The sequence below is a fragment of the Streptomyces sp. NPDC023157 genome, assembly GCF_055560575.1.
The window spans coordinates 1-25,694 of the sequence record NZ_JBVHIL010000003.1; the positions used below are offsets into that span (position 1 = coordinate 1).

The 25,694-nt window shown below is 73.4% G+C and carries 19 protein-coding genes; 13 read left to right on the forward strand and 6 right to left on the reverse strand.

Translation table 11 applies throughout. The annotated features are described in order from the left end of the window. Positions 1-91: 91 nt before the first annotated feature. Entirely contained in the window at positions 92-1,045 is a 954-nt protein-coding gene (yddG, locus tag ACZ3ZE_RS11340; RefSeq protein WP_442304953.1) for an aromatic amino acid exporter YddG, read from the reverse strand. A 218-nt stretch (positions 1,046-1,263) separates the two neighbouring features. Here yddG and argG point away from each other — a divergent pair, with 218 nt between their 5' ends. Beyond that, positions 1,264-2,718, forward strand: a complete 1,455-nt coding sequence (gene argG / locus ACZ3ZE_RS11345; RefSeq protein ID WP_361167639.1) for an argininosuccinate synthase — start codon at positions 1,264-1,266, stop codon at positions 2,716-2,718. Between the two features lie 73 nt (positions 2,719-2,791). Here argG and fusA read toward each other — a convergent pair whose 3' ends face one another. The 3 genes from fusA to ACZ3ZE_RS11360 all read right to left on the reverse strand — a co-directional run bounded on the left by fusA (position 2,792) and on the right by ACZ3ZE_RS11360 (position 6,396). After that, a complete protein-coding gene (gene fusA / locus ACZ3ZE_RS11350; RefSeq protein WP_467258602.1) occupies positions 2,792-4,831 on the reverse strand; it encodes an elongation factor G in 2,040 nt (679 codons plus the stop codon). A gap of 330 nt (positions 4,832-5,161) precedes the next feature. Further along, on the reverse strand, positions 5,162-5,602 hold the full coding sequence (locus ACZ3ZE_RS11355) for a nucleoside deaminase (RefSeq protein WP_467258605.1): 441 nt from the start codon (positions 5,600-5,602) through the stop codon (positions 5,162-5,164). After that, positions 5,599-6,396 carry an LLM class flavin-dependent oxidoreductase gene (locus ACZ3ZE_RS11360; protein WP_363291711.1) on the reverse strand — a complete coding sequence of 266 codons (798 nt, stop codon included), beginning with the start codon at positions 6,394-6,396 and terminating at the stop codon, positions 5,599-5,601. Before ACZ3ZE_RS11360 ends, ACZ3ZE_RS11355 begins: the two co-directional genes overlap by 4 nt. A 93-nt stretch (positions 6,397-6,489) precedes the next feature. Between ACZ3ZE_RS11360 and ACZ3ZE_RS11365 the strand changes: the two genes are divergently transcribed. The 8 genes from ACZ3ZE_RS11365 (at position 6,490) to ACZ3ZE_RS11400 (ending at position 15,635) form a co-directional block, all read left to right on the forward strand. After that, complete coding sequence (locus ACZ3ZE_RS11365) at positions 6,490-6,936, forward strand: Lrp/AsnC family transcriptional regulator (RefSeq protein ID WP_361167628.1); 447 nt, start codon at positions 6,490-6,492, stop codon at positions 6,934-6,936. 173 nt (positions 6,937-7,109) lie between these two features. Further along, positions 7,110-9,389: an MMPL family transporter gene (locus ACZ3ZE_RS11370; RefSeq protein WP_361625937.1), complete on the forward strand. Its 2,280-nt coding sequence runs from the start codon at positions 7,110-7,112 to the stop codon at positions 9,387-9,389. Positions 9,390-9,479: 90 nt separating this feature from the next. Next, complete coding sequence (locus ACZ3ZE_RS11375) at positions 9,480-10,439, forward strand: aldo/keto reductase (RefSeq protein ID WP_467258608.1); 960 nt, start codon at positions 9,480-9,482, stop codon at positions 10,437-10,439. A gap of 92 nt (positions 10,440-10,531) precedes the next feature. After that, on the forward strand, positions 10,532-11,368 hold the full coding sequence (locus ACZ3ZE_RS11380) for an N-formylglutamate amidohydrolase (RefSeq protein ID WP_467258611.1): 837 nt from the start codon (positions 10,532-10,534) through the stop codon (positions 11,366-11,368). A 43-nt stretch (positions 11,369-11,411) separates the two neighbouring features. Next, positions 11,412-11,663, forward strand: coding sequence for a DUF6296 family protein (locus tag ACZ3ZE_RS11385; RefSeq protein ID WP_361167616.1), 252 nt, complete (start codon positions 11,412-11,414; stop codon positions 11,661-11,663). A gap of 128 nt (positions 11,664-11,791) precedes the next feature. After that, positions 11,792-12,118, forward strand: coding sequence for a hypothetical protein (locus ACZ3ZE_RS11390; protein WP_361167613.1), 327 nt, complete (start codon positions 11,792-11,794; stop codon positions 12,116-12,118). A gap of 50 nt (positions 12,119-12,168) precedes the next feature. After that, a complete protein-coding gene (locus tag ACZ3ZE_RS11395; RefSeq protein WP_467258614.1) occupies positions 12,169-14,238 on the forward strand; it encodes a protein kinase domain-containing protein in 2,070 nt (689 codons plus the stop codon). A gap of 194 nt (positions 14,239-14,432) precedes the next feature. Next, positions 14,433-15,635, forward strand: coding sequence for a glycoside hydrolase family 64 protein (locus ACZ3ZE_RS11400; RefSeq protein ID WP_467259273.1), 1,203 nt, complete (start codon positions 14,433-14,435; stop codon positions 15,633-15,635). Between the two features lie 97 nt (positions 15,636-15,732). Here ACZ3ZE_RS11400 and ACZ3ZE_RS11405 read toward each other — a convergent pair whose 3' ends face one another. Beyond that, on the reverse strand, positions 15,733-17,562 hold the full coding sequence (locus ACZ3ZE_RS11405; protein WP_467258617.1) for a S8 family serine peptidase: 1,830 nt from the start codon (positions 17,560-17,562) through the stop codon (positions 15,733-15,735). A gap of 205 nt (positions 17,563-17,767) precedes the next feature. On the opposite strand from ACZ3ZE_RS11405, the gene ACZ3ZE_RS11410 reads away from it, so the two are divergent. Next, positions 17,768-18,133, forward strand: coding sequence for a YrdB family protein (locus tag ACZ3ZE_RS11410; protein ID WP_442304959.1), 366 nt, complete (start codon positions 17,768-17,770; stop codon positions 18,131-18,133). Between the two features lie 127 nt (positions 18,134-18,260). Here the strand turns inward: ACZ3ZE_RS11410 and ACZ3ZE_RS11415 are convergent, their stop codons facing one another. After that, positions 18,261-19,214: a dihydrodipicolinate synthase family protein gene (locus ACZ3ZE_RS11415; protein WP_442304960.1), complete on the reverse strand. Its 954-nt coding sequence runs from the start codon at positions 19,212-19,214 to the stop codon at positions 18,261-18,263. A 72-nt stretch (positions 19,215-19,286) separates the two neighbouring features. On the opposite strand from ACZ3ZE_RS11415, the gene ACZ3ZE_RS11420 reads away from it, so the two are divergent. From ACZ3ZE_RS11420 to mgtA, 3 genes are all read left to right on the forward strand, one after another. Next, the gene (locus ACZ3ZE_RS11420) at positions 19,287-20,288 is read left to right on the forward strand and encodes a LysR family transcriptional regulator (RefSeq protein ID WP_467258620.1); all 1,002 of its coding nucleotides are present in this window, start codon (positions 19,287-19,289) and stop codon (positions 20,286-20,288) included. Between the two features lie 61 nt (positions 20,289-20,349). Beyond that, on the forward strand, positions 20,350-22,227 hold the full coding sequence (locus ACZ3ZE_RS11425) for an acyl-CoA dehydrogenase family protein (RefSeq protein WP_467258623.1): 1,878 nt from the start codon (positions 20,350-20,352) through the stop codon (positions 22,225-22,227). Between the two features lie 661 nt (positions 22,228-22,888). Continuing rightward, positions 22,889-25,609 carry a magnesium-translocating P-type ATPase gene (gene mgtA / locus ACZ3ZE_RS11430; protein WP_467258626.1) on the forward strand — a complete coding sequence of 907 codons (2,721 nt, stop codon included), beginning with the start codon at positions 22,889-22,891 and terminating at the stop codon, positions 25,607-25,609. Positions 25,610-25,694 lie beyond the last annotated feature (85 nt).

The following is a 25,694-nucleotide window of genomic DNA, read 5'->3' on the forward strand; positions in this document are numbered from 1 at the left end:
GCGGTGAGTTCCTAGACAGCTCCCACCACACCGGAGGTCTTCGCCATGTTCAAGACCAGACCAGTGTCAACAACGCTCGTGATCAATACACCTAGGGCCGGCGGCGCGCGGCGCGCAGGGCCTCGGCCGAGGCCAGCATGGCGCCGCCGGTGATCAGCACGCAGGCGACGGCGACGGGCCAGCTCGCTCCGGCCCGTCCCGTCGCGACCAGCAGACCGGTGGACAGCAGCGGGGCGAAGTAGGACACGGTGCCCAGGAGCCGGATGTCGCCGTGCTTGGTGCCGTGGTCCCAGACGTAGAAGGCCCCGCCGACCGGTCCGACGCCCAGGGCGAGCACGGCGAGCCACTGCCAGCCCTCGGGCCGGACGGTGGTCTCGAAGAGCAGGTGGGCGACGGCGGCGAGCGCGGCGGTGGCCAGGCAGAAGAAGGCCACCGCGTCGGTCGGGACCTGCGGGTAGCGCCGGTTGGCGACCGAGTACACCGACCAGACCACGGCGCAGACGGCGGCGGCGACGTAGCCGAGCAGGTACTCGCCGCGGAAGTGCACGCCCTGCCCGCCGGTCACGAGCAGGAAGGTGCCGCCGAGGCCGAGCACCGCGCCGCCCGTGTGCCACCAGCGCAGCCGCTCGCCCGGCAGCAGCGCGGAGAGCACGACGATCAGCAGCGGCCACAGGTAGGCGATGAGGCCGGCGTCGACGGGCGGGGCGTTGCGCAGGGCCAGGAAGTAGAAGAAGTGGTAGCCGAACAGGCCGCCGATCCCCAGCACCCAGGCGCCCGCCGGCAGCCCGCGCGCGAGGGCGGCCCCGCCGCGCAGGGCCCGCGGCAGCCCGATGAGCCCGCCGACGGCGAAGGCCATGGCGGTGAGCTGGAACGGCGGGATCCGCCCGGTGAGCGTGGTGAAGAGGGCGAGCGACGCCCACAGCAGCACGGCCACGCCGCCGACCGCGGTCGCTCTGAGGCGGCGCGCAGGGCCGGCGGCCGGGTCCGCGCCGCCGCGCCCGTCCACGGAGGTGATGACCTGCTGTCGCGCGTCCTGTGCGTCCACGTGCTCCCCAGTCCGTCGGGTCGGGCGCTGCTGCCCGTCGACGACTATCGGGGAGGCACGAGGCGGCGCACCAGCCGCACCCCTGCTTTCCGGACAGTGGGAGCGGGCGGGCGGGGCGACGGGCCGGGGCCGGGGCGGGCGCCCGGGGCGCGACGGGCCGGAGGGCGGGATTCCAGACCGGCTTTGCATGACCATGCGTCTTGATGCATAATATTGCCATGTCTAAGGTCCTCACCTCCCTCCCGGTCGGCGAGCGCGTCGGCATCGCCTTCTCCGGCGGTCTCGACACCTCGGTCGCGGTCGCGTGGATGCGCGACAAGGGCGCCGTGCCCTGCACCTACACGGCCGACATCGGCCAGTACGACGAGCCCGACATCGCGTCGGTGCCCGGCCGCGCCCAGGCCTACGGTGCCGAGATCGCGCGTCTGGTCGACTGCCGGGCCGCGCTCGTCGAGGAGGGCCTGGCCGCGCTCGCCTGCGGCGCGTTCCACGTCCGCTCCGGCGGCCGTGCCTACTTCAACACCACCCCGCTCGGCCGTGCCGTCACCGGCACGCTGCTGGTCCGGGCGATGCTGGAGGACGACGTCCAGATCTGGGGCGACGGCTCGACCTTCAAGGGCAACGACATCGAGCGGTTCTACCGCTACGGCCTGCTGGCCAACCCGCACCTGCGGATCTACAAGCCCTGGCTCGACGCGGACTTCGTGACCGAGCTCGGCGGCCGCAAGGAGATGTCGGAGTGGCTCCTCGCCCACGGCCTCCCCTACCGGGACAGCACCGAGAAGGCGTACTCCACCGACGCCAACATCTGGGGCGCCACCCACGAGGCCAAGACCCTGGAGCACCTGGACACCGGCGTCGAGACCGTCGAGCCGATCATGGGCGTCCGGTTCTGGGACCCGTCGGTCGAGATCCCCGCCGAGGACGTGACCATCGGCTTCGACCAGGGCCGCCCGGTCACCATCAACGGCAAGGAGTTCTCCTCCGCCGTCGACCTGGTCATGGAGGCCAACGCCATCGGCGGCCGCCACGGCCTGGGCATGTCGGACCAGATCGAGAACCGGATCATCGAGGCCAAGAGCCGCGGCATCTACGAGGCCCCCGGCATGGCGCTGCTGCACGCCGCGTACGAGCGCCTCGTCAACGCCATCCACAACGAGGACACCCTCGCCCAGTACCACAACGAGGGCCGCCGCCTCGGCCGGCTCATGTACGAGGGCCGCTGGCTGGACCCGCAGGCGCTGATGGTCCGCGAGTCCCTCCAGCGCTGGGTCGGCGCGGCCGTCACCGGCGAGGTGACCCTGCGGCTGCGGCGCGGCGAGGACTACTCGATCCTCGACACCACCGGCCCCGCCTTCAGCTACCACCCGGACAAGCTGTCCATGGAGCGCACCGAGGACTCGGCCTTCGGCCCCACGGACCGCATCGGCCAGCTCACCATGCGCAACCTCGACATCGCCGACTCGCGCGCCAAGCTGGAGCAGTACGTCGGCCTCGGCCTGATCGGCGGCGGCAGCCCCGCGATCGGCGCCGCCCAGGCCGCCGCGACCGGCCTGATCGGCACCATGCCGGAGATGCCCGAAGGCGGCGCCGAGGCCATCGCCTCGCGCGGCGAGGTCTCGGCCGAGGACGAGCTGCTCGACCGCGCCGCGATGGAGTCCGGCACGGACTGACCCCGTACCGCCCCGCACCACCTCGGAGCCCGGTCCGACGCCCCAGGGCGTCGGGCCGGGCTCCCGGCGTCGGTCAGCCGGCCGGGGCGTAGCCCGCCGGGCGGGTCGTGAAGGTGCCGCGGCCCTGGGTGCGGCCGCGGAGCCGGGACGCATAGCCGAAGAGCTCGGCCAGCGGGACCGTCGCCGTCAGGACCGCCGTACCGCCCCGGGTGGTCGAGTCGGTGACCCGGCCGCGCCGGGCGGACAGGTCGCCCAGGACCGTGCCGACGGCCGAGTCGGGCACGGTCACGGTGACCTCCGCGACCGGTTCGAGGAGCGTCATCGCGCTCGTGCGGAGCGCCTCGCGCAGGGCGAAGCGGCCGGCGGCCCGGAAGGCGAGCTCGGAGGAGTCCTTCACATGGGTCGCCCCGTCGGTGAGCGTGACGCGGACGCCGGTGACGGGGTGTCCGCCGAGCGGGCCCTCGGCAAGGGCGTCGCGGCAGCCGGCCTCCACCGCGCGGACGAACTCCTGCGGGACGCGCCCGCCCGTGACGGCCGAGCGGAAGACGAACTCCGCCGTCCCGGCCCCCTGCCGGTCCGCCTCCTCCCCTGCCTCCAGTGGCTCGACGTCGATGACGACCTGGGCGAACTGGCCCGCGCCGCCGTCCTGTTTGACGTGCCGGTACGCGAGACCCGTGACGCCCCGGGTGACGGTCTCCCGGTACGCGACGCGGGGCCGCCCGACCGTGACCTCCAGGCCCTGGGCGCGGCGCAGCCGCTCGACCGCCACCTCCAGGTGCAGTTCGCCGAGGCCGGACAGGACGGTCTGGCCCGATTCCGGGTCGGTGCGCACGACCAGCGACGGGTCCTCCTCGGCGAGGCGGGCCAGCGCGGTGGCGAGCCGTTCGGTGTCGAGGGCGCGCCGGGCCTCGACGGCCACGGAGACGACCGGGTCGGCGGAGACGGGCGGTTCGAGCAGCATCGGCGCGTCGGGGGCGCAGAGCGTGGCGCCGGTGCGGGCCGTCTTGGGTCCCACCACGGCGACGATGTCACCGGCCTCGGCGTGGTCGGCCTCCGTCGTCCGGTCGGCCTGGACCCGCAGGATCCGGGCGATACGTTCGGTGCGGCGCGCGGCGGTGTCGAGCACGGTGTCCCCCTTTCGGATCGTTCCCGCGTAGACGCGGAGGTAGGTGAGGCGGCCGGTGGGTGTGGCGCTCACCTTGAAGGCGAGCGCGGTGAACGGCGCCTCCGGGTCGGCGGGGTGGTCGCCGCGGACCGGCGGCAGGTCCGTCGGTGCGGGCAGGTAGGCGACGACGGCGTCGAGGAGCGGTTCGATCCCGCGGTTGCGGTAGGCGGAGCCGCAGAGCACGACGACGGCCTCGCCGGAGAGGGTGAGGTCCCGCAGCGCGGCGGCCAGGGTGGCGTCCGTGAGCGTGCCGTGCTCGCAGTACTCCTCCAGGGCGGCGGCGTGCAGTTCGGCGACCGTCTCCGTCAGGTGCCGGCGACGGCGTACGGCCTCGTCGCGCAGGTCCGCGGGCACGGGGCCCTCGGTGTACGTGTCGGCTCCGTCGGGCCACGCGTACGCCCGCATGCGGACCAGGTCGACGACGCCGGTGAAGGTGGCTTCGCGGCCGATGGGGAGCTGGACGGGTAGCGGTACGGTGCCGAGCCGGGTGCGCAGGGAGTGCACGGCGGTGTCGAGGTCGGCGCCCGCGCGGTCCAGTTTGTTGACGAACGCGATGCGCGGGACCCCGTGCCGGTCTGCCTGGCGCCACACCGACTCGCTCTGCGGCTCGACGCCCGCGACGCCGTCGAAGACGGCGACGGCGCCGTCGAGGACGCGCAGGGCGCGTTCGACCTCGTCGGAGAAGTCGACGTGCCCGGGGGTGTCGATGAGGTTCAGCCGGTGGCCTGCCCAGTCGCAGCTGACGGCCGCGGCGGAGATGGTGATGCCGCGGTCGCGTTCCTGCGGGTCGAAGTCGGTGACGGTGGTGCCGTCGTGGACCTCGCCGCGCTTGTGGACGGCGCCGGTGAGGTAGAGGAACCGCTCGGTGAGGGTCGTCTTGCCGGCGTCGACGTGGGCCAGGATGCCGAGGTTGCGGACAGCGGTACGGGCGATACGGGTGGTACGCATGGTGGTGGTCTTTCGCGTGCGAAGCGGTTGCCGGCAGCGCGATTCCCGTGACGTGGGCACACGGAACGAAAGGAAGAGGTGCGTGGATCCGTCGTCGTCGCGGGTCAGCGGTGCCGGCCGCGCAGCCGGCACCGGACGGACGAAGAGGCCAGGATCACGTCGTACCGGGCACGGGAGACGACGGCGGCGGTGGCGGTGCTGTCGGCACGCATGGTCGGCTCCCTTCGTGGCTCTGCGGTGGTGACGTGTCGGACCTGTCGGCCCGCTTCGGGGAGTCTAGGGAGAAGCGGGCCCGGGGGAACAACGGTTTTCCGGTGGGTGGTTCGGAGGTCAGCCCTTCGCCCCGTAGTAGGCCTCGATGGGGCGGCGGGCCTCGTCGAACAGGGCCGGGCCGTCCTGCGGGACGGTCGGCCGGGCGCCCGACTCCGGGTTGAGCTCGATCAGTTGCTCCGTGGCGAGCGCGAAGACGACCCGGCCGATGCCGGAGCGCACGAGGGCTCCCGCGCACATGCCGCAGGGCTGGCAGCTGGTGTACAGGGTGGTGCGGGCGGCCGTCTCCGGGGCGAGTTCGCTCGCCGCCCAGCGGGCCAGTTTGAGTTCGGGGTGGGCGGTGATGTCGTCGTCGCGCCGCACCGTGTTGTGGGCCTCGGCGAGGACGGTGCCGTCGGGTCCGGCGAGCAGGGAGCCGTAGGGCGCGTCGCCCAGGGTGACGGCGCGGGCGGCGAGGTCGACGGCGTGGCGCAGCAGCTTCTCGTCGGCGGGGCTGATCACGGTGCTGTCCTCCGGTGTGCGGCAAGGGTGGTGAGGTCCCGCCATGCGGTGTGCGGGCGGCGGGTGGCCTCGGGGTCTCCGTGGTAAGGGTCGAGCACGACGGCCTCGGCACCGAGGAGGCGGAGCTGTTCGAGGTCGCCGAGGACCTGGTCGAGGGTGCCGACCCCGGCGAGCCGCTCGGGGTCGTCGACGGGTGCGTCGGTCAGCCGCAGCGCGATGCGGGGCGCGAAGCCCGGCAGCGCGTTGTTCCGCACCACCGCACGCATCCAGGGCAGGGTGCCCCGCAGCGGGTGCCAGGCGTCGCCGAACCGGACGGCGCGACGGATGCCCGCCTCGCTGTTGCCGCCGACCCACAGGGGTACGGGGCCGATGCCGGCCTCGCGCAGGGCGGCGAGGTGTTCGTCGGTGACGCGGCCGCGCCGGGCGAACGGGACGCCGAGCGCCTCGAACTCCTGCCGGGCCCAGCCGACGCCCACGCCGAGCACGAGGCGCCCGTCGCTGAGCGCGTTCAGGTTGGCGGCCATGCGGGCCACCAGGAGGGGATGCCGGTAGGGCAGGATCAGCACCGTGGTGCCGAGCCGTACCCGGGTGGTGACGCCGGCCAGCCAGGACAGCGTGGTGAACGGCTCGTAGAACGGCTCGGGGTAGCGCTCGGCCACGTCCGGGGTGACGGCCACGTGGTCGGAGAGCATGAGCAGGTCGAAGCCGAGACCCTCGACGACCCGGGCCCAGTCGCGCAGCATTCCGGGATCGGTCCCGGGGCCGAAGTTCGGCACGTTGACGCCTAGTTGCATGTCCGGAGGCTATCCCGGCGATCATGGACAACTGAAGATCATTCTCCCCGCGCTGGGGGCCTTCTCCCGTGGATTTCCCGGTAGGGTCACGCCATGACCGCGAATCTCGACGACGTCGACTGGGCGATCATCGCCCAGTTGCAGCAGGAAGCCCGGCTCTCGCTCAGCGAGTTGGGGCGCCGGGTGAGCCTCAGCCCCTCGGCCACCACGGAGCGGGTGCGCCAGCTGGAGGCCCTGGGGGTCATCACCGGCTACCACGCGACGGTCGACCTGTCGAAGGTCGGCTATCCGGTGCTCGCCGTCGTCCGCCTGAAGTACCCCGGCAACCGCCACCAGCCGCTGCGCAGCCTGCTCGCCGAGCGGCGGGAGATCCTGGAGTGCCTGCGGACCACCGGCGACGACTGCTACACCCTCAAGGTGGCCGCCACCTCGATGGCGCACCTGGAGGCGCTCATGGACGAGCTGGCCGGCTTCGGTTCCACGACCACCAGCGTCGTCTACAGCCAGACGCTGCCGTTCCGGGGGCCCGACCGGCCGTGAGCCGGCGGGCCTCCCGGGCCCGAGCCGGCACGCCTCCGGGGCCCGAGATGCCGACCCTTCGGCGAGGGCGAACAATTGGCTGAGGAGGCAGGAGCCTGGGAGGCCGTACGGCAGGACGTGCTGAAGCCGCAGCCTCCGCTCGGGGACTCCCCTACCGGAACGTGGCCCACGTCATGAGCGCAAAGGACCCCGCCACGAGCGGGCTCGCACCGCGTAAGAGTGCCCTGTACCGGCTCGGGCACTGGTGCGCCCGACGCTTCGTCGTCGTCATCGTGCTGTGGCTGGCGGCCCTCGTGGGTCTGCAGTTCGTCAACCGGGCCGTCGGCGGGCAGTACTCCGACAACTTCACCCTGCCTGGTGTGCAGTCGGCCGACGGCCTCGCCGTCCTGGAGGCGCACGACCCCACCGCGGGCGGATACGGCGCCCAGATCGTGCTCAACGACCCCTCGCAGCCGCTCACCGACGAAGCGTCCGCCATGAACTCGGCGGTCGCCTCGCTGCAGAAGCTGCCCGACGTGCTCAGCGCCCAGAACCCGCTGCCACCGCCCGGCACGCCCCCGCCGACGACCCCGTCCTCGGTGCCCGACACCGGGCCGCTGTCCACCGACGGCAAGACCGCGTACATCACCGTGCGGTTCAGCGTCCCGCCGTCCACCCTCGGCACCGACTACCTCAACGGCGTCGACACGGCCGTGAAGCCGCTCCGCGACGCGGGCGTCACCGTGGAGTACGGCGGCACGCTCGGCGAACTGGCCAGGCCCGCCCCCGACGACCGCACCAGCGAGGCCATCGGCTTCGCGGTGGCCATCGTCGTCCTCCTGATCGGCTTCGGCAGCGTCATCGCGGCCGTCCTCCCGCTGGTCACCGCCCTGATCGGAGCGATCTGCGGGCTCGCGCTGCTCGGCCTGACGGCGGCGGCGTTCACCTTCGGCACCGTCTCACCGACCCTCGCCACCATGATCGGCCTGGGCGTCGGCATCGACTACGCCCTCTTCCTCATCACCCGGCACCGGCAGAACCTCATGGACGGGCACGATCCCGCCGACTCCGCCGGCCTCGCCACGACCACCAGCGGCCGGGCCGTCCTGGTCTCCGGCTGCACCGTCATCATCGCCCTGTCCGGCCTGTGGGTCTCCGGCGTCACCTTCATCGGCAAACTCGGGCTCGCGGCGGCCTTCACCGTGGTCACCGCCGTCCTCGCCGCACTGACCCTGGTCCCGGCCATGCTCGGCCTCGTCGGCCGCCGCATCGACCGCTACCACGTCCGCAAGCCCGTCGCCGAGACCGACGCCGAGCCGGGCGCCACCGCGCACGGCACCTGGCACCGCTACGCCCAGCGGGTCGAACGGCGCCCCTGGTCCTTCCTGACCTGCGGAGTCGTGACCCTCGTCATCCTGGCGATCCCGCTGTTCTTCATCCAGCTCGGGCACATCGGCGACGGCGCCGACCCCAAGTCCTTCACCGACCGGCGCGCCTACGACCTGATCTCCACCGCCTTCGGACCGGGGGCCAACGGGCCGCTGACCCTCGTCGTGGACCAGACGTCCGTGCCCCAGGCGGACCGTGCCGCGCTCGCCACGAAACTCCAGCAGGCGCTCACCAACGTCCCCGACGCGGCGTCCATCACGCCGCTGAAGACCACCTCCGACGGTGACGTGCTCGTCGGCACGGCCTACTCGGTCGCCGCCCCGCAGGACGAGCGCACCACCCAGCTCACCGACCACCTCGTCGACGACGTCCTCCCGCAGGCCGTCGCCGGCACCGACGCCCAGACCTACGTCACCGGCACCACCGCCGCGCAGGTCGACTTCCTGGACATCGTCTCCAGCCGCCTGCCGCTGATCATCGCCGTCGTGGTCGGACTCGCCTTCCTCGTCATCCTGACCGTGTTCCGCGGACTCCTCGTCGCGGTCAAGGCGGCCGTGCTCAACGTGCTGTCGATCGCCGCCTCGTACGGGGTGGTCGTCGCCGTCTTCCAGTGGGGCTGGGGCGGTCCGGCGCTCGGCGTCTCCGGCAAGGTGCCCGTCGAGAGCTACGTACCGATGATGATGTTCGCGATCGTCTTCGGCCTCAGCATGGACTACGAGATCTTCCTGCTGTCCCGCGTGCGCGAGGCGTGGCTGCGCACCGGCGACTCCAAGGCGAGCGTCGCGCACGCGCTGGAGATCACCGCCCGGGTGATCACCTGCGCCGCGCTGATCATGGTCAGCGTGTTCGCGGCCTTCATCGTCTCCGACAACATCGTCGTCAAGATGCTGGGCCTCGGCCTCGCGGCGAGCGTCCTCATCGACGCCACGATCGTGCGCCTGCTCCTGGTCCCCGCGGTGATGACCCTGCTGGGCGCCCGCGCCTGGTGGACTCCGCGCTGGCTCGACCGCGTGCTCCCGCACCTGGACACCGAGGGCGAGGCCGCGCTGAAGCGCGACGCCGAGACGCCCGTCCGGCCCAGCTGAGCGGCCCGGCCGGACGGGTGGGGGGGACGGGGGGATGGGGGGGCGTGAACGGCTTGGGGGATGGCGAACGGCCTGTGGCAGGCTGGCCCGGTGACCGCGCATCAGACCTCCCCCCGCCCCGACCGCCTCGTCCTCGGCTGCATGGGCCTCGGCGGGAGCTGGGACCCGAGCCCCTACACCGCCGCCGACCTCGACGCGGCGGAGGCCACCGTGCAGGCCGCCCTGGACAGCGGCATCACCGCCTTCGACCACGCCGACATCTACCGGCACGGCAAGGCGGAGGCCGTCTTCGGCGAGGTGCTGGCCCGCACGCCGGGCCTGCGCGAGCGGATCACCCTCCAGTCGAAGTGCGGCATCCGGCTCGCCGAGGGCGGACGGCCGGGGATGTACGACCTGCGCGGCGACACCATCGTGCGGAGAGTCGAGGAGAGCCTCACCCGCCTCCGTACCGACGTCCTCGACGTGCTCCTCCTGCACCGGCCCGACCCGCTCGCCGACCCCGCCGAGGTCGCGGAGGCCCTGGAGTCGCTCCACCGGCAGGGCCTGGTCCGCCGGTTCGGCGTCTCCAACATGAACGCGCCCCAGATCGCCCGGCTCCAGGAGCACCTGAGCCTGCCGCTCACCGCCGACCAGCTGGAGATGAGCCTGCTGCGCCGGGACTGGCTGGAGGACGGCGTACTCGTGAACACCCCGGCGTCGGCGGCGAACGGGTTCCCCGCGGGCACGGTCGAGCACTGCCTCGCCCACGGGATCGCCCTCCAGGCCTGGGGCCCGCTGGCCCAGGGCCGGTACACCGGCCGGCAGGAGACCCCCGAGGAGCACGCCACCGCCGCCCTCGTCGCCGAGCTGGCCGAGGCCAAGGGCACGACCCCGGAGACGGTCGTCCTGTGGTGGCTCCAGCGGCACCCGGCCCGCGTGGTCCCGGTCGTCGGCACCACCAACCCGGCCCGCGTCCGCGCCTGCCGGGACGCGGCGCTGGGCGAGCCGCGCCTGAGCCACGAGGAGTGGTACATGCTGTGGATCACGGCGCGCGGCTCGGCGCTGCCGTAGCCCCGCGCTCCCCCGCGCCGACCACGCCGCCCACGCCACTCACCCCGAACGCATCCCGAATCCTCCCCGAACTCACGCCGAGGAAAGGCCAGATGACCGACCGTTCGCCGCAGCCCGCCCCCTCCTTCCGGCTCCTCCCGGGCGCGCCGGAATCGCCCATCCTGCTCCACGTGCCGCACTCCTCCCGTACGGTCCCGGCGGAGGTGCGGGCGGGCATCGTGCTGGGCGACGAGGAGCTGGCGCGCGAACTGGACCACATCACCGACGCGTACACCGAGGACATCGCCGCCGAGGCCGGGGCGAACGCCGGCGCGGCTCCCTGGCGGTTCGTCAACCGGCTCTCGCGACTGGTCGTCGACCCCGAGCGGTTCCCCGACGAGCGCGAGGAGATGCTGTCCGTCGGGATGGGCGCGGTGTACACCCGCACCACGCACCGCGCCGAGCTCCGCCCGGCCGGCTTCGACCCGGCGCCGCTCGTCGGCCGCTACTTCGACCCCTACGCGCGGGCGATGACCGACGCGGTCGCCGAGCGCCTGGCGGCGGCCGGGCGCGCCGTGATCGTCGACGTCCACTCGTACCCGACGGAGCCCCTCCCGTACGAACTGCACGGCGCGGGCCCCCGCCCTCCGGTCTGTCTCGGCACGGACGCCTTCCACACGCCGCCCGGGCTGCTCGCGGCGGCCCGGAAGGCATTCGCGGGCTTCGGCGAGGTCGGCACGGACAGTCCCTTCGCGGGCACCTACGTACCGCTGGCCCACTACGGCCGCGATCCGCGCGTCAGCGCCCTGATGGTGGAGATCCGCCGCGACCAGTACATGACCGAACCGGGCGGCCCGGCGGGCCCGGGCGTACGGGCCCTGGGCGCCGCCCTGGCCGAGCTGGTCGACGCCGTGAGCGACCAGGACCTCCGGGTGTCCCGGGCGTCCTAGGCCTCCCAGGCGTCCAGAGGCCGGGAACCGTACGAAGCGTAAAATGAGGCGGGTGAGCATACGCAGGTACGAGCTGGTGTTCTCCGGCGGCGAAGGCCCCGCCGACGACCTCGTGGTCGTCGAGCGGACCGCCGCCAAGGGGCCCGGCGGGCATCCCGTCTACGCCGATCCGACCGGCATCATCCGCGCCGAGATCAGCGACCGCGACGAGGTGCGCGTCCTGGCCACCGGCGGGCACCAGGATGCCCCACAGAGCGTCGTGGCCCGGCCCCTGCCCGACGAGGTCCAGGGCTGAGCCCCGTGAGCCGGAACGCCTTCCGTACCGGCTCGGACAGCGCTCCCAGCGCTCCCAGGGCCTCCGGCGGATACGGGGACGGGCTCCCGGAGGACGCGCGGGCGTCCGGTGTCGCCTAAGCTGCCCGGATGACCAGCAGCACCGACCCCACCGAGTCCGCTCCGCGCTACGTGCGCGTCACCATCGAGCTCGTCGCCGAGATCACCGACGAGGACGCGCTCAAGGCCGCCGCCCTCACCCAGGTCCGGGACGACGAGTACCTGGAGGAGGACGAGCGCGCCCAGGCCATCGAGGCCATAGACGTGGACCCGTCCGGCTCCCTCGCCCACTTCATCGACCCGGTCGCCCTCCTCGGCGCCGTCCCGGGTGTCGAGCTCGCCTCGGCGACCTGGGAGTCCGCGCACACCGAGTTCGACCCCGACGACGAGACCTGGGAGGAGCACACCCTGGACTGATCGCCCCACCAGGCGCGATCCTGTCCCGGTACATCGCGCGAGGGGGCACCGTGAAGCCGCTGGAGTCGAACGACCCGGAGTCGGTCGGCGAGGGCAGATACCGACTGGTCGGGCGGCTCGGACAGGGCGGCATGGGCGTCGTCTACCTCGGCCGGTCCCGGTCCGGGCGGGCGGTCGCGGTCAAGGTCGTACGGCCCGAGCTGAGCACCGACCCGGAGTTCCTGCGCCGCTTCGCCCGCGAGGTGCGGGCGGCCCGGCAGGTCGGCGGCTTCCACACCGCCCCCGTCGTCGACGCCGACCCCCACGCCGACCCCGCCTGGCTGGTGACCGCCTACGTCCCCGGGCCGACCCTGCGCGCGGTCCTGGACCGGGTGGGGGCGCTGCCCGAGGACAGCCTCACCGTGCTGGCCGCGGGGCTCGCGGAGGCCCTGGAGGCGATCCACCGGGCCGGGGTGGTCCACCGCGACCTCAAGCCGGCCAACATCATCGTCGCCGAGGACGGCCCCCGCGTCATCGACTTCGGCATCGCCCGGGCCCTGGACGGCACGGCCGCCCTGACCCAGACGGGTGTCCAGGTCGGCACGCCCGGCTACCTCGCGCCCGAGCAGCTCACGGGCGGCGGCATCACCCCGGCCGTGGACATGTTCGCGCTCGGGGTGGTGCTCGCCCAGGCGGCCGGCGGCTCGCCGTTCGGCGACGGCCCGTCGGCCGGGTGGCTGTACCGGGTCGTGCACGAGGAGCCCGACCTGAGCACCGTCCCGCCGTCACTGCGGGACTCCCTCGCGGCCTGCCTCTCCAAGGACCCGCGCCAGAGACCCACCCCCACCGCCTTCCTCCGGTCACTCACCGTCCGGCACCACGCGGACGGCGGCTGGCTGCCGGACGAGGCGACGCGGCTGCTGGGCGGCGGGAAGGCCCCGGACGGCGGGCGGGGGCCCAAGCGGGAGCCGGAGCGAGAGCGGGAGCCCGAGCCGGAGTCCCAGCCCGAGCCGCAGTCGGAGCCCCGGCCCGCGCAGGCCGTGACGCCTGTCCCGACGTCTCCGCTACCGCCGCCGCTGCCGCTGCCGCTGACCGAGCCGCGGTCGGAATCACTCCCGACCGTCCCCTCCGCCCCCTCCGTCGAGCGGCCCGACCCGAAGCGCCCGACCCGGCGTTCGGCCGTCGGCGCCGCCCTCCTCGTGTGCGCCGTCGCCGCCACCGCGGGTCTGCTGATCTGGCGCCCGTGGGAGGGCGCGCCCGGCACCGGGGACGAGCCGAAGGCCGGCGCGTCCTCCCAGAGCCGGTCCCCCGCCGCGTTCCCGACGGCGCCGCTGCTCGTACGTGAGGACACCGCGCCCGGCTGGCCCCGGTCCTGCCACGGGGTGATCGCGGTGCGCGCGGCGACGACGGACCGCCCGCGCAGACTGCTGCCCGACGGGACCTGTGACGTCCTGCCGCAGTGGGCTCCGGACCGGAGGTCGTTCGCGTTCACCCGGGTGTCGTCCGAGGGGACGGCGGTGTGGACGGCGAACGCGGACGGCTCCGGTGAGCGGCGGATCGCCGGGATCGCGGGCGGCCGTGTCTCCTGGTCCCCGGACGGGACCCGGCTCGCCGTCCTGCGCAAGAAGGACGGCGTGCAGCAGCTGTTCGCGGTGGACGTCGCCGACGGCTCGTCCCGTCAACTCACCAGCGGTACGCGGCGGGTGGAGGACCCGGCCTGGTCGCCGGACGGCACCCGGATCGCCGTCTCCCTGGAGGTCGCGCCGGACGACTGGCAGATCCATGTGGTGGACCCGTCCGCCCCCGGCAGCGCCCCGCGCCAGGTGACGCGTCTGCCGCACCCGGCGCTGGACGCGGTGTGGTCGCCGGACGGGCGTACGTTCGCGTACACGGCGGGGACGTACGACGGCAGCACCAAGGGGGACATCCGCCTGGTCGGCACGGACGGGTCGGGGGACCGGCCGCTGGTGGTGACCGACGCCCACGAGATGGATCCGGCGTGGTCGGCGAACGGGCACTGGCTGGCCTTCGTCCGTGGCCCGTACGAGAAGCCGGCCGTCTGGGCCGTGCGCGCGGACGGCACGGGCGAGCGCAGGCTGACGACCGGCAGCGCGCCGGAGGGCCACCCCGCCTGGCGTTGACACCCCACCCCAACTCCCCCTCATCCGAGTTGAGTCGGGAGCCATCCACCGACCCCGAAGGCTTGACAGGGCGACGGCACGCTCACATTCTGAGAGCGCTCTCAGAACGGATTCCCCCCACTCCCCCCACGTTCTCCAAGGAGCCACCCGTGCCCTCCCCCACCCAGCGACGCCGCCACGGACACCGACGCCGGATCCCCCGCACCCTGCTCTCCCTCACCCCCCTCGCCGCCGTCGCGGCCCTCCTCGCCCCCTCCCCCGCCGTCCAGGCCGCCGTGGCCCCCGCAGCGGTCCAGGCCGCCGTCCCCGCCACCATCCCGCTCACCGTCAAGAACGACTCCCGCCGCGCCGAGCCGGTCTACCTCTACAACCTCGGCACCGAGCTCTCCACCGGCCGGCAGGGCTGGGCCGACGCGGGCGGGACCTTCCATCCGTGGCCGGCCGGCGGCCCCGTCCCCACACCCGCGCCCGACGCCTCCATCCCGGGCCCGGCCGCGGGGCAGTCGCTCACGATCCGGATGCCCAAGTTCTCGGGGCGCGTGTACTTCAGCTACGGCCGGAAACTGGTCTTCCAGGTGGCCACGGGCGGGCTCGTGCAGCCGGCCGTCCAGAACCCGAGCGACCCCAACCGGGACATCCTCTTCAACTGGTCCGAGTACACGCTCAACGACGCCGGGCTGTGGATCAACAGCACCCAGGTGGACATGTTCTCGGCCCCGTACGCCGTCGGCGTCAAGCGTCCCGACGGCGGCGTGGCGACCACGGGGCACCTCAGGCCGGGTGGCTACCGCGGCTTCTTCGACGCGCTGCGCGGGCAGCCCGGCTGGGCGGGGCTGATCCGGACGCGGTCCGACGGCACCCTCCTGCGCGCGCTCGCACCGGGCCACGGCATCGAGGCGGGCGCCCTGCCGGGGGACGTCATGGCCGGCTACATCGACCGCGTCTGGGCCCGGTACGCGAGCTCCACCCTGACCGTGACGCCCTTCGCGGACCGCCCGTCCGTCGTCTACTACGGCCGGGTGTCCGGGGACACGATGAACTTCACCGACGGCTCGGGCGCGATCGTGACGTCCTTCCGCAAGCCCGACTCCGACAGCGTGTTCGGCTGCCACAAGCTCCTGGACGCCCCCAACGACCAGGTGCGCGGCCCCATCTCCCGTACGCTGTGCGCGGGTTACAACCGGTCGACCCTGCTCACCAACCCGCACCAGCCGGACACCTCGGCGGCGGGCTTCTACCAGGACGCGGTGACCAACCACTACTCCCGGAAGGTCCACGCCCAGATGGCGGACGGCAAGGCGTACGGGTTCGCCTTCGACGACGTCGGCGCGCAGGAGTCGCTCGTCCACGACGCCGATCCGCGTCAGGCGTTCCTCACGCTGGACCCGCTCGACTGAACCCGGCCGCCGAACGCCGAACGCCCCGCCTCCGCCGTGGAGTTCACGGCGAGGGCGGGGCGCTGGTACGTCCGGGTGGCGCCGGGGCGCCCGCTGCCTAGAAGGTGAGGTTCCAGGCGTCGACGCGGCCGGTGTCCTGGCTGGCGATGTCCTGGACGCGCAGCTTCCAGGTGCCGTTGGCCACCTCGGAGGAGGCGTTGACGGTGTACGTCTTGAGGACGTCGTCGGCGCTGTCGCTGTTGGCGAAGTCCTCCAGCGGGTACACCGTGCCGTCGGGAGCGACGAGCGTGAGCACGAGGTCACCGCGGTAGGTGTGCTTGATGTCGACGCCGACCTTGAGGGTCGCGGGCGCGTTGCCGGTGACACCGGTGACGGCGATCGAGCTCTCGACGGTGGCGTTGTCGACGATGGTGACGTCGTTCAGGTTCTCGAAGTACGGGCCGGTGGGCGGCGTGGTGGAGCCGCCGACGGCCTTGAGGGCGTCGACCGCGCCTTCGCCGAAGAAGCCGTTCTTGGCCGTGGTGCCCTGGCAGCGGGTGTCCGAGGGGCAGGCCTTGTCGTTCGCCTGGGTGGCGAGCGCGGCGCGGATGTCCGCCGGGGTGTACGTCGGGTTGGCGCTCGCGATGAGCGCCGCGACGCCGGTGACGTGCGGGGACGCCATCGAGGTGCCGCTCATGTTGCCGTACTTGCCGCCCGGCAGGGTCGAGTACACCTGGGTGGCGCCGTCCCCGCCCGGGGCGGCGACGTCGATGACGCCGTTGCCGAAGTTGGAGTACGAGGCCTTGGCGCCGCCGCTGGCCTGCGCGGCGACGGTCACGACGCCCGGGAGCTCGGTCGGGATGTCGATGCAGGCGTTCGTGATCGTGCGGGTGACCGGGGTGGAGTCGTTGGGGCTCTCCGAGTCGGTCGTCTTGTTCGCCAGGTCGTAGTTGGAGTTGCCGGCGGCGGCGACCTGGAGCGAACCCTTGCCCTCGGCGTACGCCTGGGCGCGGCGGACGCCCTCGATGATGGCGGCCTGGTCCACGTTGTCGGGGCAGTTGAACTGCCACGGGTCCGTGTAGTAGCTGTTGTTGGTGACCTTGAAGCCGTGGTCACCGGCCCAGACGAAGCCGCAGATGGTGTTCTCCGCGAAGAACAGACTGCTGGTGGGCTCCGCGATGCGGACCGAGGAGATCCTCACGCCCGGCGCGACGCCGATGACGCCCTTGCCGTTCTTGGCGGCCGCGATCGTGCCGGCGACGTGGGTGCCGTGGGTGCCGACGTCACGCCAGGCACCGGCGCGGGTGTCCGCCTTGCCGTAGGCGCAGGAGGCGGAGTCCGCGGCGTTGAAGTTGGGCGCGATGTCCTGGTGCTGGTCGTCGACGCCGGTGTCCAGCACACCGACCTTCACCGAGGCGGATCCGGTGCTGACGGCCCAGGCCTGGTCGGCCTTGATCTGGGTCATGTCCCAGCGGTTGGACTCGGTCAGCGTGGTCGCGGACTGCGTCGGGTTCGCGGGCAGCGCCGGGGAGTAGGCGTCGGCGGGGACGTCGGAGGTACGCGTCGCGCCGACCTGCTGCACACCGGAGACGCCGCGCATGGTGGCGGCGAAGGAGGCGCTGGTGGAGTGGGCCACGATGACGCCGATGGCGTCATAGGCGGCGAAGACGGTGCCGCCGTTGGCGGTCACGGCCGTCTGCGCGGAGGCGGTGGCGCCGGGCGCCGTGATCACCAGGTAGGCACGGGTGCCGGCGGCCCAGGTGCCGGTGGTGGCCTGCGCGCCGGTGGTGGCCTGCGCGCCGGTCACCTCGCGGGGGCTCGTCGGCGCGGCGGGGGCCGAGGGCCCGGTCGGTGCGGCCTGGGCGGGGGCGGCGAGGGCGACGGCGGCGCTGACGACGGCAGCGGCCGCGATCGTGAGTCTCAGCCGGCTGGATATGTGGGAAAACAATGCGTCCTCCGATGGCCCGGCGGCACTGGTGGCGCCGGCCGGGTCCTGTGATGTGTGGGGTGGACGCAAGATCCCAGGCCACAGGTACCGGAGGGAAGGATTCTGTCTGACAAGTCTCCTTTCGTTACACGTTGTTGATCTGACGTGACAGCAGTCCGACAACATTCGGCCGCAGTTGGCAGCACTTGGCGCAGAATGGACCACCATGAAGCTGCCCGCACCCCTGCACGTCCTGAACGAGGCGCTGGCGTTCCTCCTGGAACTCGCGGCCCTGGCCCTCCTGGCCTGTTGGGGCTGGCAGACCCCGGAGACCACGGTCCCCCGCCTCCTCCTGGCCGTCGCCGCCCCCGCCGCCGCGGCCACCGTGTGGGGCCTGTTCGCCGCCCCGAAGGCCCGGATCCCCCTCCCCCTCGCGGGCGTCCTCGCCGTGAAGACCCTGGTCTTCGGCGCCGCGACGGCCGCGCTCTCCACCCTGGCCGGGCCGGGCTGGACCCTCGCCTTCGCGATCGTGGTGACCGTCAACACCGCCCTGGCCACGGCGGGGAGGAGGAGCCGAGGCAGCGGCAGGTGACGTGGGGGCCCACATCGGCGACCGCCGGGCGCAAGGCGGACCAGGAGCGCGAGAAGAGAGCCACGTCGGCACCGTACGGGCGGGCTGAGCGACGGACGAGCAGGCACGGTCCGGCCGAGCGCCGTCGCTACCTGCCGCCCGCGGCCCCCGCCTCGACGAGGCGGCGTTCGGCCCCGGATGCCGCCGGCTCCTCCAGCTCCCGCAGGGCCGCCGCCACGGATGCCTCGCCCGCCGGAAGCAGCGGGAGACGCACGTCCGGGGTCGGGATGCGGCCCTGGGCGTGCAGGACTCCCTTGATCACGGTGGGGTTCGGCTCGGCGAACAGGAGTGAGGACAGTCCGGCCAGGCGGTGGCCGAGCGCGCGGGCGCGCACGGTGTCGCCCGCGCGCCAGGCCTCGGCGAGTTCCACGAACCGGCCGGTGGCCAGATGGGCCGAGGCGAGGATGCCGCCGCTCGCGCCGAGGGCGAGCATCGGCGAGGCGACGACGTCGTCGCCCGCCAGGACGGCGAAGTCCGGCGGCAGGTCGCCGAGGAGAGTGACGGCGGCGGCGTCGACGGAGCCGGTGGCGTACTTGACCCCGACGACGCCCGGAACGCTCCCCAGCGCGCGCAGCGTGGCGGCGTCGAGCGGCCGTCCGGTGCGGTACGGGATGTGGTACGCGACCAGCGGTACGGGGCTGTCGGCGGCGAGCCGCGCGAAGTGGGCCAGCACCCCCTCCGGCGAGGGCCGGACGAAGGCGGGCACCGTGACCAGCGCCGCGCGCGCCTCCGGCCACCGCCGGATCGCGGCGAGCTCCCGGCCGACGGCGTCCGTCCCGCCGCCGCCCGCGCCGACGACGAGCTGGGCGCCGCGCTCGCGGCAGACCCCGGCGCAGGTGTCGACGACGGCCCGGCGCTCGTCGGCGTCGAGGGCGGCCGCCTCCCCGGTCGTTCCGAGGGCGACGAGGCCGGCGGCGCCGTCGTCGAGGACGGAGCGGGCCAGGCCCGCCAGGGCGTCGAGGTCGGGGCGGCCGTCGCGCGCGAAGGGGGTGACGAGGGGGACGTGGATGCCGTGCGGGGTGAAGTCCTGTGCGTGTGCCATGCCTCCGAGGGTGGGCGCGCCGGACCCCTCAGGTCCAGTTCGCTTTTCCGATCCGAACCGTAAGCTGAGCTGATGCTCGATGTACGACGTCTGCGTCTGCTGCGCGAACTGGCCCTGCGCGGGACCATCGCCGCCGTCGCCGAAGCCCTGTCCTTCACCCCGTCGGCCGTGTCGCAGCAGCTCGCCACGCTGGAGCGGGAGGCCGGAGTGCCGCTGCTCGAACGGACCGGGCGACGCGTGCGTCTGACACCCGCCGGGGAGAAGCTGGTCCGCCACGCCGAAGCCGTGCTCGAACGCCTCGAACTGGCCTGCGCCGAACTCGCCGAGGCGCGCAACGGTCCGGCGGGGCCGCTCCGCATCGGCGCCTTCCCGACCGCGACCCGCACGATCGTGCCCGGTGCGCTCGTCCTGCTCGCCGCCCGGCATCCGGCGCTCGAACCGATGGTCTCGGAGGTGGACCCGGCCGCCGTGGCGCACGCCCTGCGCGCGGGGGATCTCGACGTGGCCCTGGTCCACGGCTACGACCTGGTGCCTGCGGCCCTCGAACCGGGGCTCGCGGAGGAGCCGTTGTGCGAGGAGGCGATGTTCCTCGCCACGCACGCACCCTCGCGCGGCTCGGCCGAGGGGCCCGCGCCGCGGGGCGCGACCGCCGCACCCGTCGAAGCCGCCGCACCCGACGGCCGGGGCGACGGGCTCGCCGTCCTCGCGCCCTGGCACGACGCCCCCTGGATCGTGTCGGCCCCCGACACGCTCTGCCGCGCGGTGACCGAACGGGTCTGCCGGGCGGCCGGGTTCGCGCCCCGCGTACGGCACCAGGTGGACGAGTTCGCCACCGTGCTGGCCTTCGTGGCCGCAGGTCAGGGCGTGGCCGTGGTCCCGCAGCTCGGCGCGCTCGCACCCCCGCCGGGCGTGCGCCTCACCCCGTTGCCGGTGCGCCGGCGCACCAGGATCGCCTTCCGGGGCGGCGCGGGGCCCCACCCGGCGGTCGCCGCGCTCATCCGCGCCCTGCGCGACTCCGTACCGGCCGTGCTGAACGGATCACCGGCGACACCCGCCCCGGCGCAATTCGGATAAACGTCATGCGCCGTTGTGCACCAGGTGGTTTCCCTGGGTGCGCGGTGTCGTTGAACGGATTATGTCGATCATCACCCATACCCCCGCCGACCTCGCGCGCACCGGCCCGCTCGCCCCACCCGACGTCCGCGAACTCTCGCGACCGCTGTTCCGGGACGGCCCCGAGGAGGAGCGCACGGACACCTCGAACACCGGGGACTCCTGGGACACCTGGGACTCCTGGGACGACGGGGACACGACGCACGGGTACTGGCGGAAGCTGATCTCCACCGACCTCTTCGCGCCGCGCACGGACGCCTCCCCCGAGGACCGCCGGCGGCTCTCCTACCAGCGCCTCCGTGCGGTCAACGCCGAACTCCCCGCGCCCGAGCGGCTGGCCGGCGACCCGCGGGGGCTCGCCGCGCTGCACGAGTGGACGGCCGTCGTCGACGGTGCGACGGCCACCGTCGCGGGGATCCACTACAACCTCTTTCTCGGCAGCCTCCTCGACGACACGGTCTCGCCGCCGCGCGATCTGCGCCCCTTCCTCTCGCTCGACCGCGTCGGCACCTTCCTCTGCACGGAACGGGCGCACGGCAACGACGTCGCCGGGCTGGAGACCGTCGCCCGATACGACCGCGACCGCGCGGAGTTCGTGCTGCACACCCCGCACGAGGGCGCGGCGAAGTTCATGCCGAACACCGGGCCGGCGGGCGGCCCGAAGACCGCCGTCGTCGCGGCCCGGCTCCTCGTCGACGCCGAGGACCACGGGGTCTTCCTCTTCCTCGTGCCGCTCCGCGACGTGGACGGCCTCCTGCCCGGTGTCCGCGTCAGCGCGCTGCCCGAGCGGGTCGGCAGCCCGGTGGACCACTGCGTCACCTCCTTCGACCGGGTACGGCTCCCCCGCACCGCCCTGCTCCAGGGCGCCCACGGTCGGATGGACCCCGACGGCCGGGTGACCGGCGCGGTCCGCAGCCCGCGTCGGCGGATCCTGCACACGATCGGGCGGGTCACGGTCGGCAAGCTGTGCATGAGCGCGGCGACGCTGGGCGGCGCGCGAGCCGCGCTGACCGTGGCCGTGCGCTACGCCCACACCCGTACGATCTCCGGCCCGGTCCTCGGCGAACGGGTCGTCCTGGCCGCGCACCGGACCCACCAGGCGCCCCTGCTGCGGGGCGTCGCCACCGCGTACGCCATGACCTTCCTGCACCGTGCGGTCGTGCGGCGGTGGCTGGCGCACGAGGCGGAGGAGCGGGCCGAGGCCGAGCGTCTGGTGGCCGTGGCCAAGGGCTGGATCACCTGGCAGGCGCGCGGGATCACCCTGGAGGCCCGGGAGCGCTGCGGTGCCCGCGCGATGTTCCCGGTGAACGGTCTCGCCGAGTACCCGGCGAACATCGACGGGGCGATCACCGCGGAGGGCGACAACCTGGCGGTCTGGTGCAAGGCCGGTTCCGAGATGCTGTTCGGGCAGGAGCTCGCCCCGGCCGCCGGGCGCGCGACGGGACGTGAACCGCTGACCGATCCGGTCTTCCTGCGCCGCCTGCTCGCCGCCGACGAGCGCCGGTGGCACGCGGCCGCGCGGGACGAGCTGCGTTCGGCGCCCGGCGGCGACCCGCTCGGGCGGTGGAACGCCGCGTCCTCGTCCGCGTTGCGGATGGTCGAGGCGCACGCCGTGGGACGCGCGGCGGAGGCGTTCACCGCCGCGTGCGCGAGTGTGCCGCACGCCGCCACCCGCGCGGTGCTGCGGGAGCTGTGCGCGCTGTTCCTGCTGGAGCGGATCGAGCCGCGCGCGGGACTGCTGCTCGCCGAGGGCGCCCTCACGGCCGCCCAGGTCACCGCGCTCCCGTGCGTGGTGCGCGAGCTGACCGCTCGACTCGCCCCGTATCTCCAGGAGTTGACGGAGGCGTTCCTGGTGCCGGAGGAGTATCTGTCCTCGCTCCCCCTGCTCACGCAGCGCTGAGCGCCTGCCCGAAAGACGCCGGCCGGACGGTCACTCCCGACTTACGGCCCGGGCCTGACGGGACTTTCGTCCTGATCGCGCACGGCGCGGCATGGGGTACGGTCAAGGTGTCGCCGCGAGGTCGAGCCCCAGGGCCCCCGGACCGCACGTCCCGTGCGGTGGGCGACGGTTCTGTCGGCGCGAGGCGAGGAGGTGTTCGGGATGAGTCCCGAAGGAAGTCCTTGCCGCATCCTGCCGGTCGGCTGACCCCGGCGACGTCTCGACGCCGCCCGGACGCCCGCCGCTCCCGGCCCGTTCCGGCATCTCTCCGGCGCCGCCCCGCTGCCGCGCCTCCCGTACGTGAACTCTTCTGACGTGCACGTCTGACGCGTGCGCCGACATCCGAGTCGGCGCACGCGCCGGCCCGAGTACCGACGCGCGTATCGACACGCATATCGACACCCTTGTCGACACCTGCGCGGACGCACAAGCCCGACCCCGCGTCCGTATCCGGGACCCGTGCGTACCCGTGCCCGTACCCGAGCCCGTCAGACGTCCGCGTGCGTACCCACCCCTTTCCCTTCCGTCGCCCGGGGGCCTCGTGCCGCCCGTGCGTCCACGACCGCTCCGTGCCTCCCGGTGCCGCTTCGACGTGCCCGGAGACACGGAGGGAGGATTCGTCATGACCATGCTCACCCCTGAGAAGCTGGCTCCGCCGGGCCGGGGCACCCGTACCCGTCGCGAGCGCAAGGCCGCCGAGCTGGAGGCCCGGACCCGCCGCGCCGGCGAGCGGCTCATCGAGGTCGGCGCCCGCCCCGGCGACCTCGTCCTGCGGGACCTCTCCGCCACCCGGAACGGCCTCACCCACGCCGAGGCCGCCGCCCGCCTGGAGCGCCACGGCCCGAACACGGTGGCCCAGGAGCGCGCGCCGCGCTGGTACGTCCAGCTCGCGAAGGCGTACGCGAACCCCTTCATCGCCGTCCTGGTCTTCCTGGCGGCGGTCATGTTCTGGCAGGACCCGGCGGACCCCGGTGTCGTCATCCTGTCGGCGATGGTGCTGATCAGCGGCGCGCTGCGGTTCTGGCAGGAGTACCGCTCCGGGCGTGCCGCCGACGCCCTGAAGCGGCTCGTGACGACGACCACCGCCGTGCTGCGGAGGCCCGGCCGAGGCGGCCGGCCGACGCCCGTCGAGGTCGGCATGGACCAGGTCGTCCCCGGGGACCTGGTGAGGCTGGCCGCCGGAGACCTGGTCCCGGCCGATCTGCGGCTGATCGCCGCCAAGGACCTGATGGTCTCCCAGGCCGCCCTTTCGGGCGAGTCTTTGCCGGTCGCCAAGGACGACATCCGGGGCGTGGACGACGGGCGGCCGGCGGCGGGCGACCCCGTCGAGGCCCGCAACCTCTGTCTGATGGGCACGTCGGTGACCTCCGGGACCGCCACCGGGGTCGTCGTCGCGACCGGCTCCGACACGTACTTCGGCTCGATGGCCGGCTCGCTCGTCGGGGAGCGGCCGCAGACCAACTTCGACACCGGGGTGCGCAGGGTCAGCTTCCTGCTGATCCGGTTCATGCTGGTGATGGTGCCGGTCGTCTTCGCGATCAACGGTCTGACCAAGGGCGACTGGGACGAGGCCTTCCTGTTCGCGGTCGCGGTGGCCGTCGGTCTGACGCCCGAGATGCTGCCGATGGTCGTCTCCGCCAACCTGGCGCGCGGCGCGGTCGCCATGGCGAAGCGGAAGGTCGTCGTCAAGCGGCTCGACGCGATCCAGAACCTGGGTGCGATGGACGTGCTGTGCACGGACAAGACCGGCACCCTCACCGAGGACCGGATCGTCCTCGACCGCTCCCTCGACGTGCACGGGAACGAGGACCGGGAGGTCCTGGAGTACGGCTACCTCAACGCGCACTTCCAGACGGGCCTGAGGAACCTGATGGACCAGGCGGTCGTCGACCGCGTCGACGAGGCCGAGGAGGTTGTCGTCGACGCACGGTTCTCGATGGTCGACGAGATCCCCTTCGACTTCGCGCGCCGGCGCATGTCCGTCGTCCTCAACCGCAACGGCCTCGTCGGAGCGGCCGGAGAGCCCGAGCACGTCCTGATCACCAAGGGCGCCGTGGAGGAGGTCCTCGCCCTGTGCAGCCGCGTGCGGGACCGCGGCGAGACCGTCGACCTCACCGAGGAGCTGCGGGCGCGCGTCACCCGCGTCGCGCGGGACCACAACCGGCAGGGCCTGCGGGTCCTCGCCGTGGCCACCCGTACGCTGCCGTCGCCGCGCGACAGCTACACCGTGGCCGACGAGTCGGACCTCACCCTGGTCGGCTTCCTCGCCTTCCTCGACCCGCCGAAGGCCGACGCGGCCGACGCGCTGCGGGGGCTCGCCGACAAGGGCATCGCGGTGAAGGTGATCACCGGGGACAACGAGCTGGTGGCCGCGCGGGTCTGCGCGGACGTCGGCCTGGACGTGGGCCGGGTCGTCACGGGCGTGGAGCTGGACGCCCTCGACGACGCCGGGCTGCGTGAACTGAGCGCCCGTACCACCGTGTTCGCCAAGGTCAACCCCGTACAGAAGGCCCGGATCGTGCGCGCGCTGCAGGCGGACGGGCACACGGTCGGCTTCCTCGGCGACGGCATCAACGACGCCGCCGCGCTGCGCGACGCCGACGTCGGCATCTCGGTCGACACCGCCGTCGACATCGCCAAGGAGTCCGCCGACATCATCCTCCTGGAGAAGGACCTCACCGTCCTCGAACAGGGCGTGATCCAGGGCCGTACGACCTTCGGCAACACCATCAAGTACATCAAGATGACCGCGTCGTCGAACTTCGGCAACGTCTTCTCGGTGCTCGTCGCCAGCGCGTTCATCCCGTTCCAGCCGATGCTCGCCGTGATGCTGCTCGTCCAGAACCTGGTGTACGACATCGCCCAGCTCGCGACCCCGTGGGACCGCATGGACGAGGAGTACCTGCGCAAGCCGAGGAACTGGGACGCCAGGGGCATCGGCCGGTTCATGCTGACCATCGGTCCGATCAGCTCCGTCTTCGACATCGCCATGTTCCTCGTCATGTGGCACGTGTTCGCGGCGAACACCCCGGCCGAGCAGGCGCTCTTCCAGTCCGGCTGGTTCGTCGAGGGGCTGCTGTCGCAGACCCTGGTCGTCCACATGATCCGCACCCGCAAGATCCCGTTCGTGCAGTCCCGCGCCTCCTGGCCGGTCATGGTGATGACGGTCCTCGCGGTGCTGACCGGCCTCTGGCTGCCGTTCTCGCCCCTCGCGGACGCCATCGGCCTCGTCGCCCTGCCGGCCGCGTACTTCCCGTGGCTGATCGGCGTACTGCTCGCCTACTGCGCCCTCACCCAGCTGGTGAAGACGCGGTACATCCGGCGCTTCGGCACGTGGCTGTAGCGCGACCGGCCGGGGGCCCGGGCATGTCGCCCGGGCCCCCGGTGCCGTACCCCGGACGCGAGTCGCTGAGCGAGCCGCCCCGGGG

What these genes read in the sequence shown, in the direction of transcription:
- ACZ3ZE_RS11425 (WP_467258623.1), top strand. Translation starts at nt 20,350, where the DNA reads ATGTCGATCATCACCCATACCCCCGCCGACCTCGCGCGCACCGGCCCG.
- ACZ3ZE_RS11370 (WP_361625937.1), top strand. Translation starts at nt 7,110, where the DNA reads ATGAGCGCAAAGGACCCCGCCACGAGCGGGCTCGCACCGCGTAAGAGT.
- ACZ3ZE_RS11390 (WP_361167613.1), top strand. Translation starts at nt 11,792, where the DNA reads ATGACCAGCAGCACCGACCCCACCGAGTCCGCTCCGCGCTACGTGCGC.
- ACZ3ZE_RS11360 (WP_363291711.1), bottom strand. Translation starts at nt 6,396, where the DNA reads ATGCAACTAGGCGTCAACGTGCCGAACTTCGGCCCCGGGACCGATCCC.
- ACZ3ZE_RS11385 (WP_361167616.1), top strand. Translation starts at nt 11,412, where the DNA reads ATGAGGCGGGTGAGCATACGCAGGTACGAGCTGGTGTTCTCCGGCGGC.
- fusA (WP_467258602.1), bottom strand. Translation starts at nt 4,831, where the DNA reads ATGCGTACCACCCGTATCGCCCGTACCGCTGTCCGCAACCTCGGCATC.
- ACZ3ZE_RS11380 (WP_467258611.1), top strand. Translation starts at nt 10,532, where the DNA reads ATGACCGACCGTTCGCCGCAGCCCGCCCCCTCCTTCCGGCTCCTCCCG.
- ACZ3ZE_RS11365 (WP_361167628.1), top strand. Translation starts at nt 6,490, where the DNA reads ATGACCGCGAATCTCGACGACGTCGACTGGGCGATCATCGCCCAGTTG.
- ACZ3ZE_RS11420 (WP_467258620.1), top strand. Translation starts at nt 19,287, where the DNA reads ATGCTCGATGTACGACGTCTGCGTCTGCTGCGCGAACTGGCCCTGCGC.
- ACZ3ZE_RS11415 (WP_442304960.1), bottom strand. Translation starts at nt 19,214, where the DNA reads ATGGCACACGCACAGGACTTCACCCCGCACGGCATCCACGTCCCCCTC.
- argG (WP_361167639.1), top strand. Translation starts at nt 1,264, where the DNA reads ATGTCTAAGGTCCTCACCTCCCTCCCGGTCGGCGAGCGCGTCGGCATC.
- ACZ3ZE_RS11410 (WP_442304959.1), top strand. Translation starts at nt 17,768, where the DNA reads ATGAAGCTGCCCGCACCCCTGCACGTCCTGAACGAGGCGCTGGCGTTC.
- mgtA (WP_467258626.1), top strand. Translation starts at nt 22,889, where the DNA reads ATGACCATGCTCACCCCTGAGAAGCTGGCTCCGCCGGGCCGGGGCACC.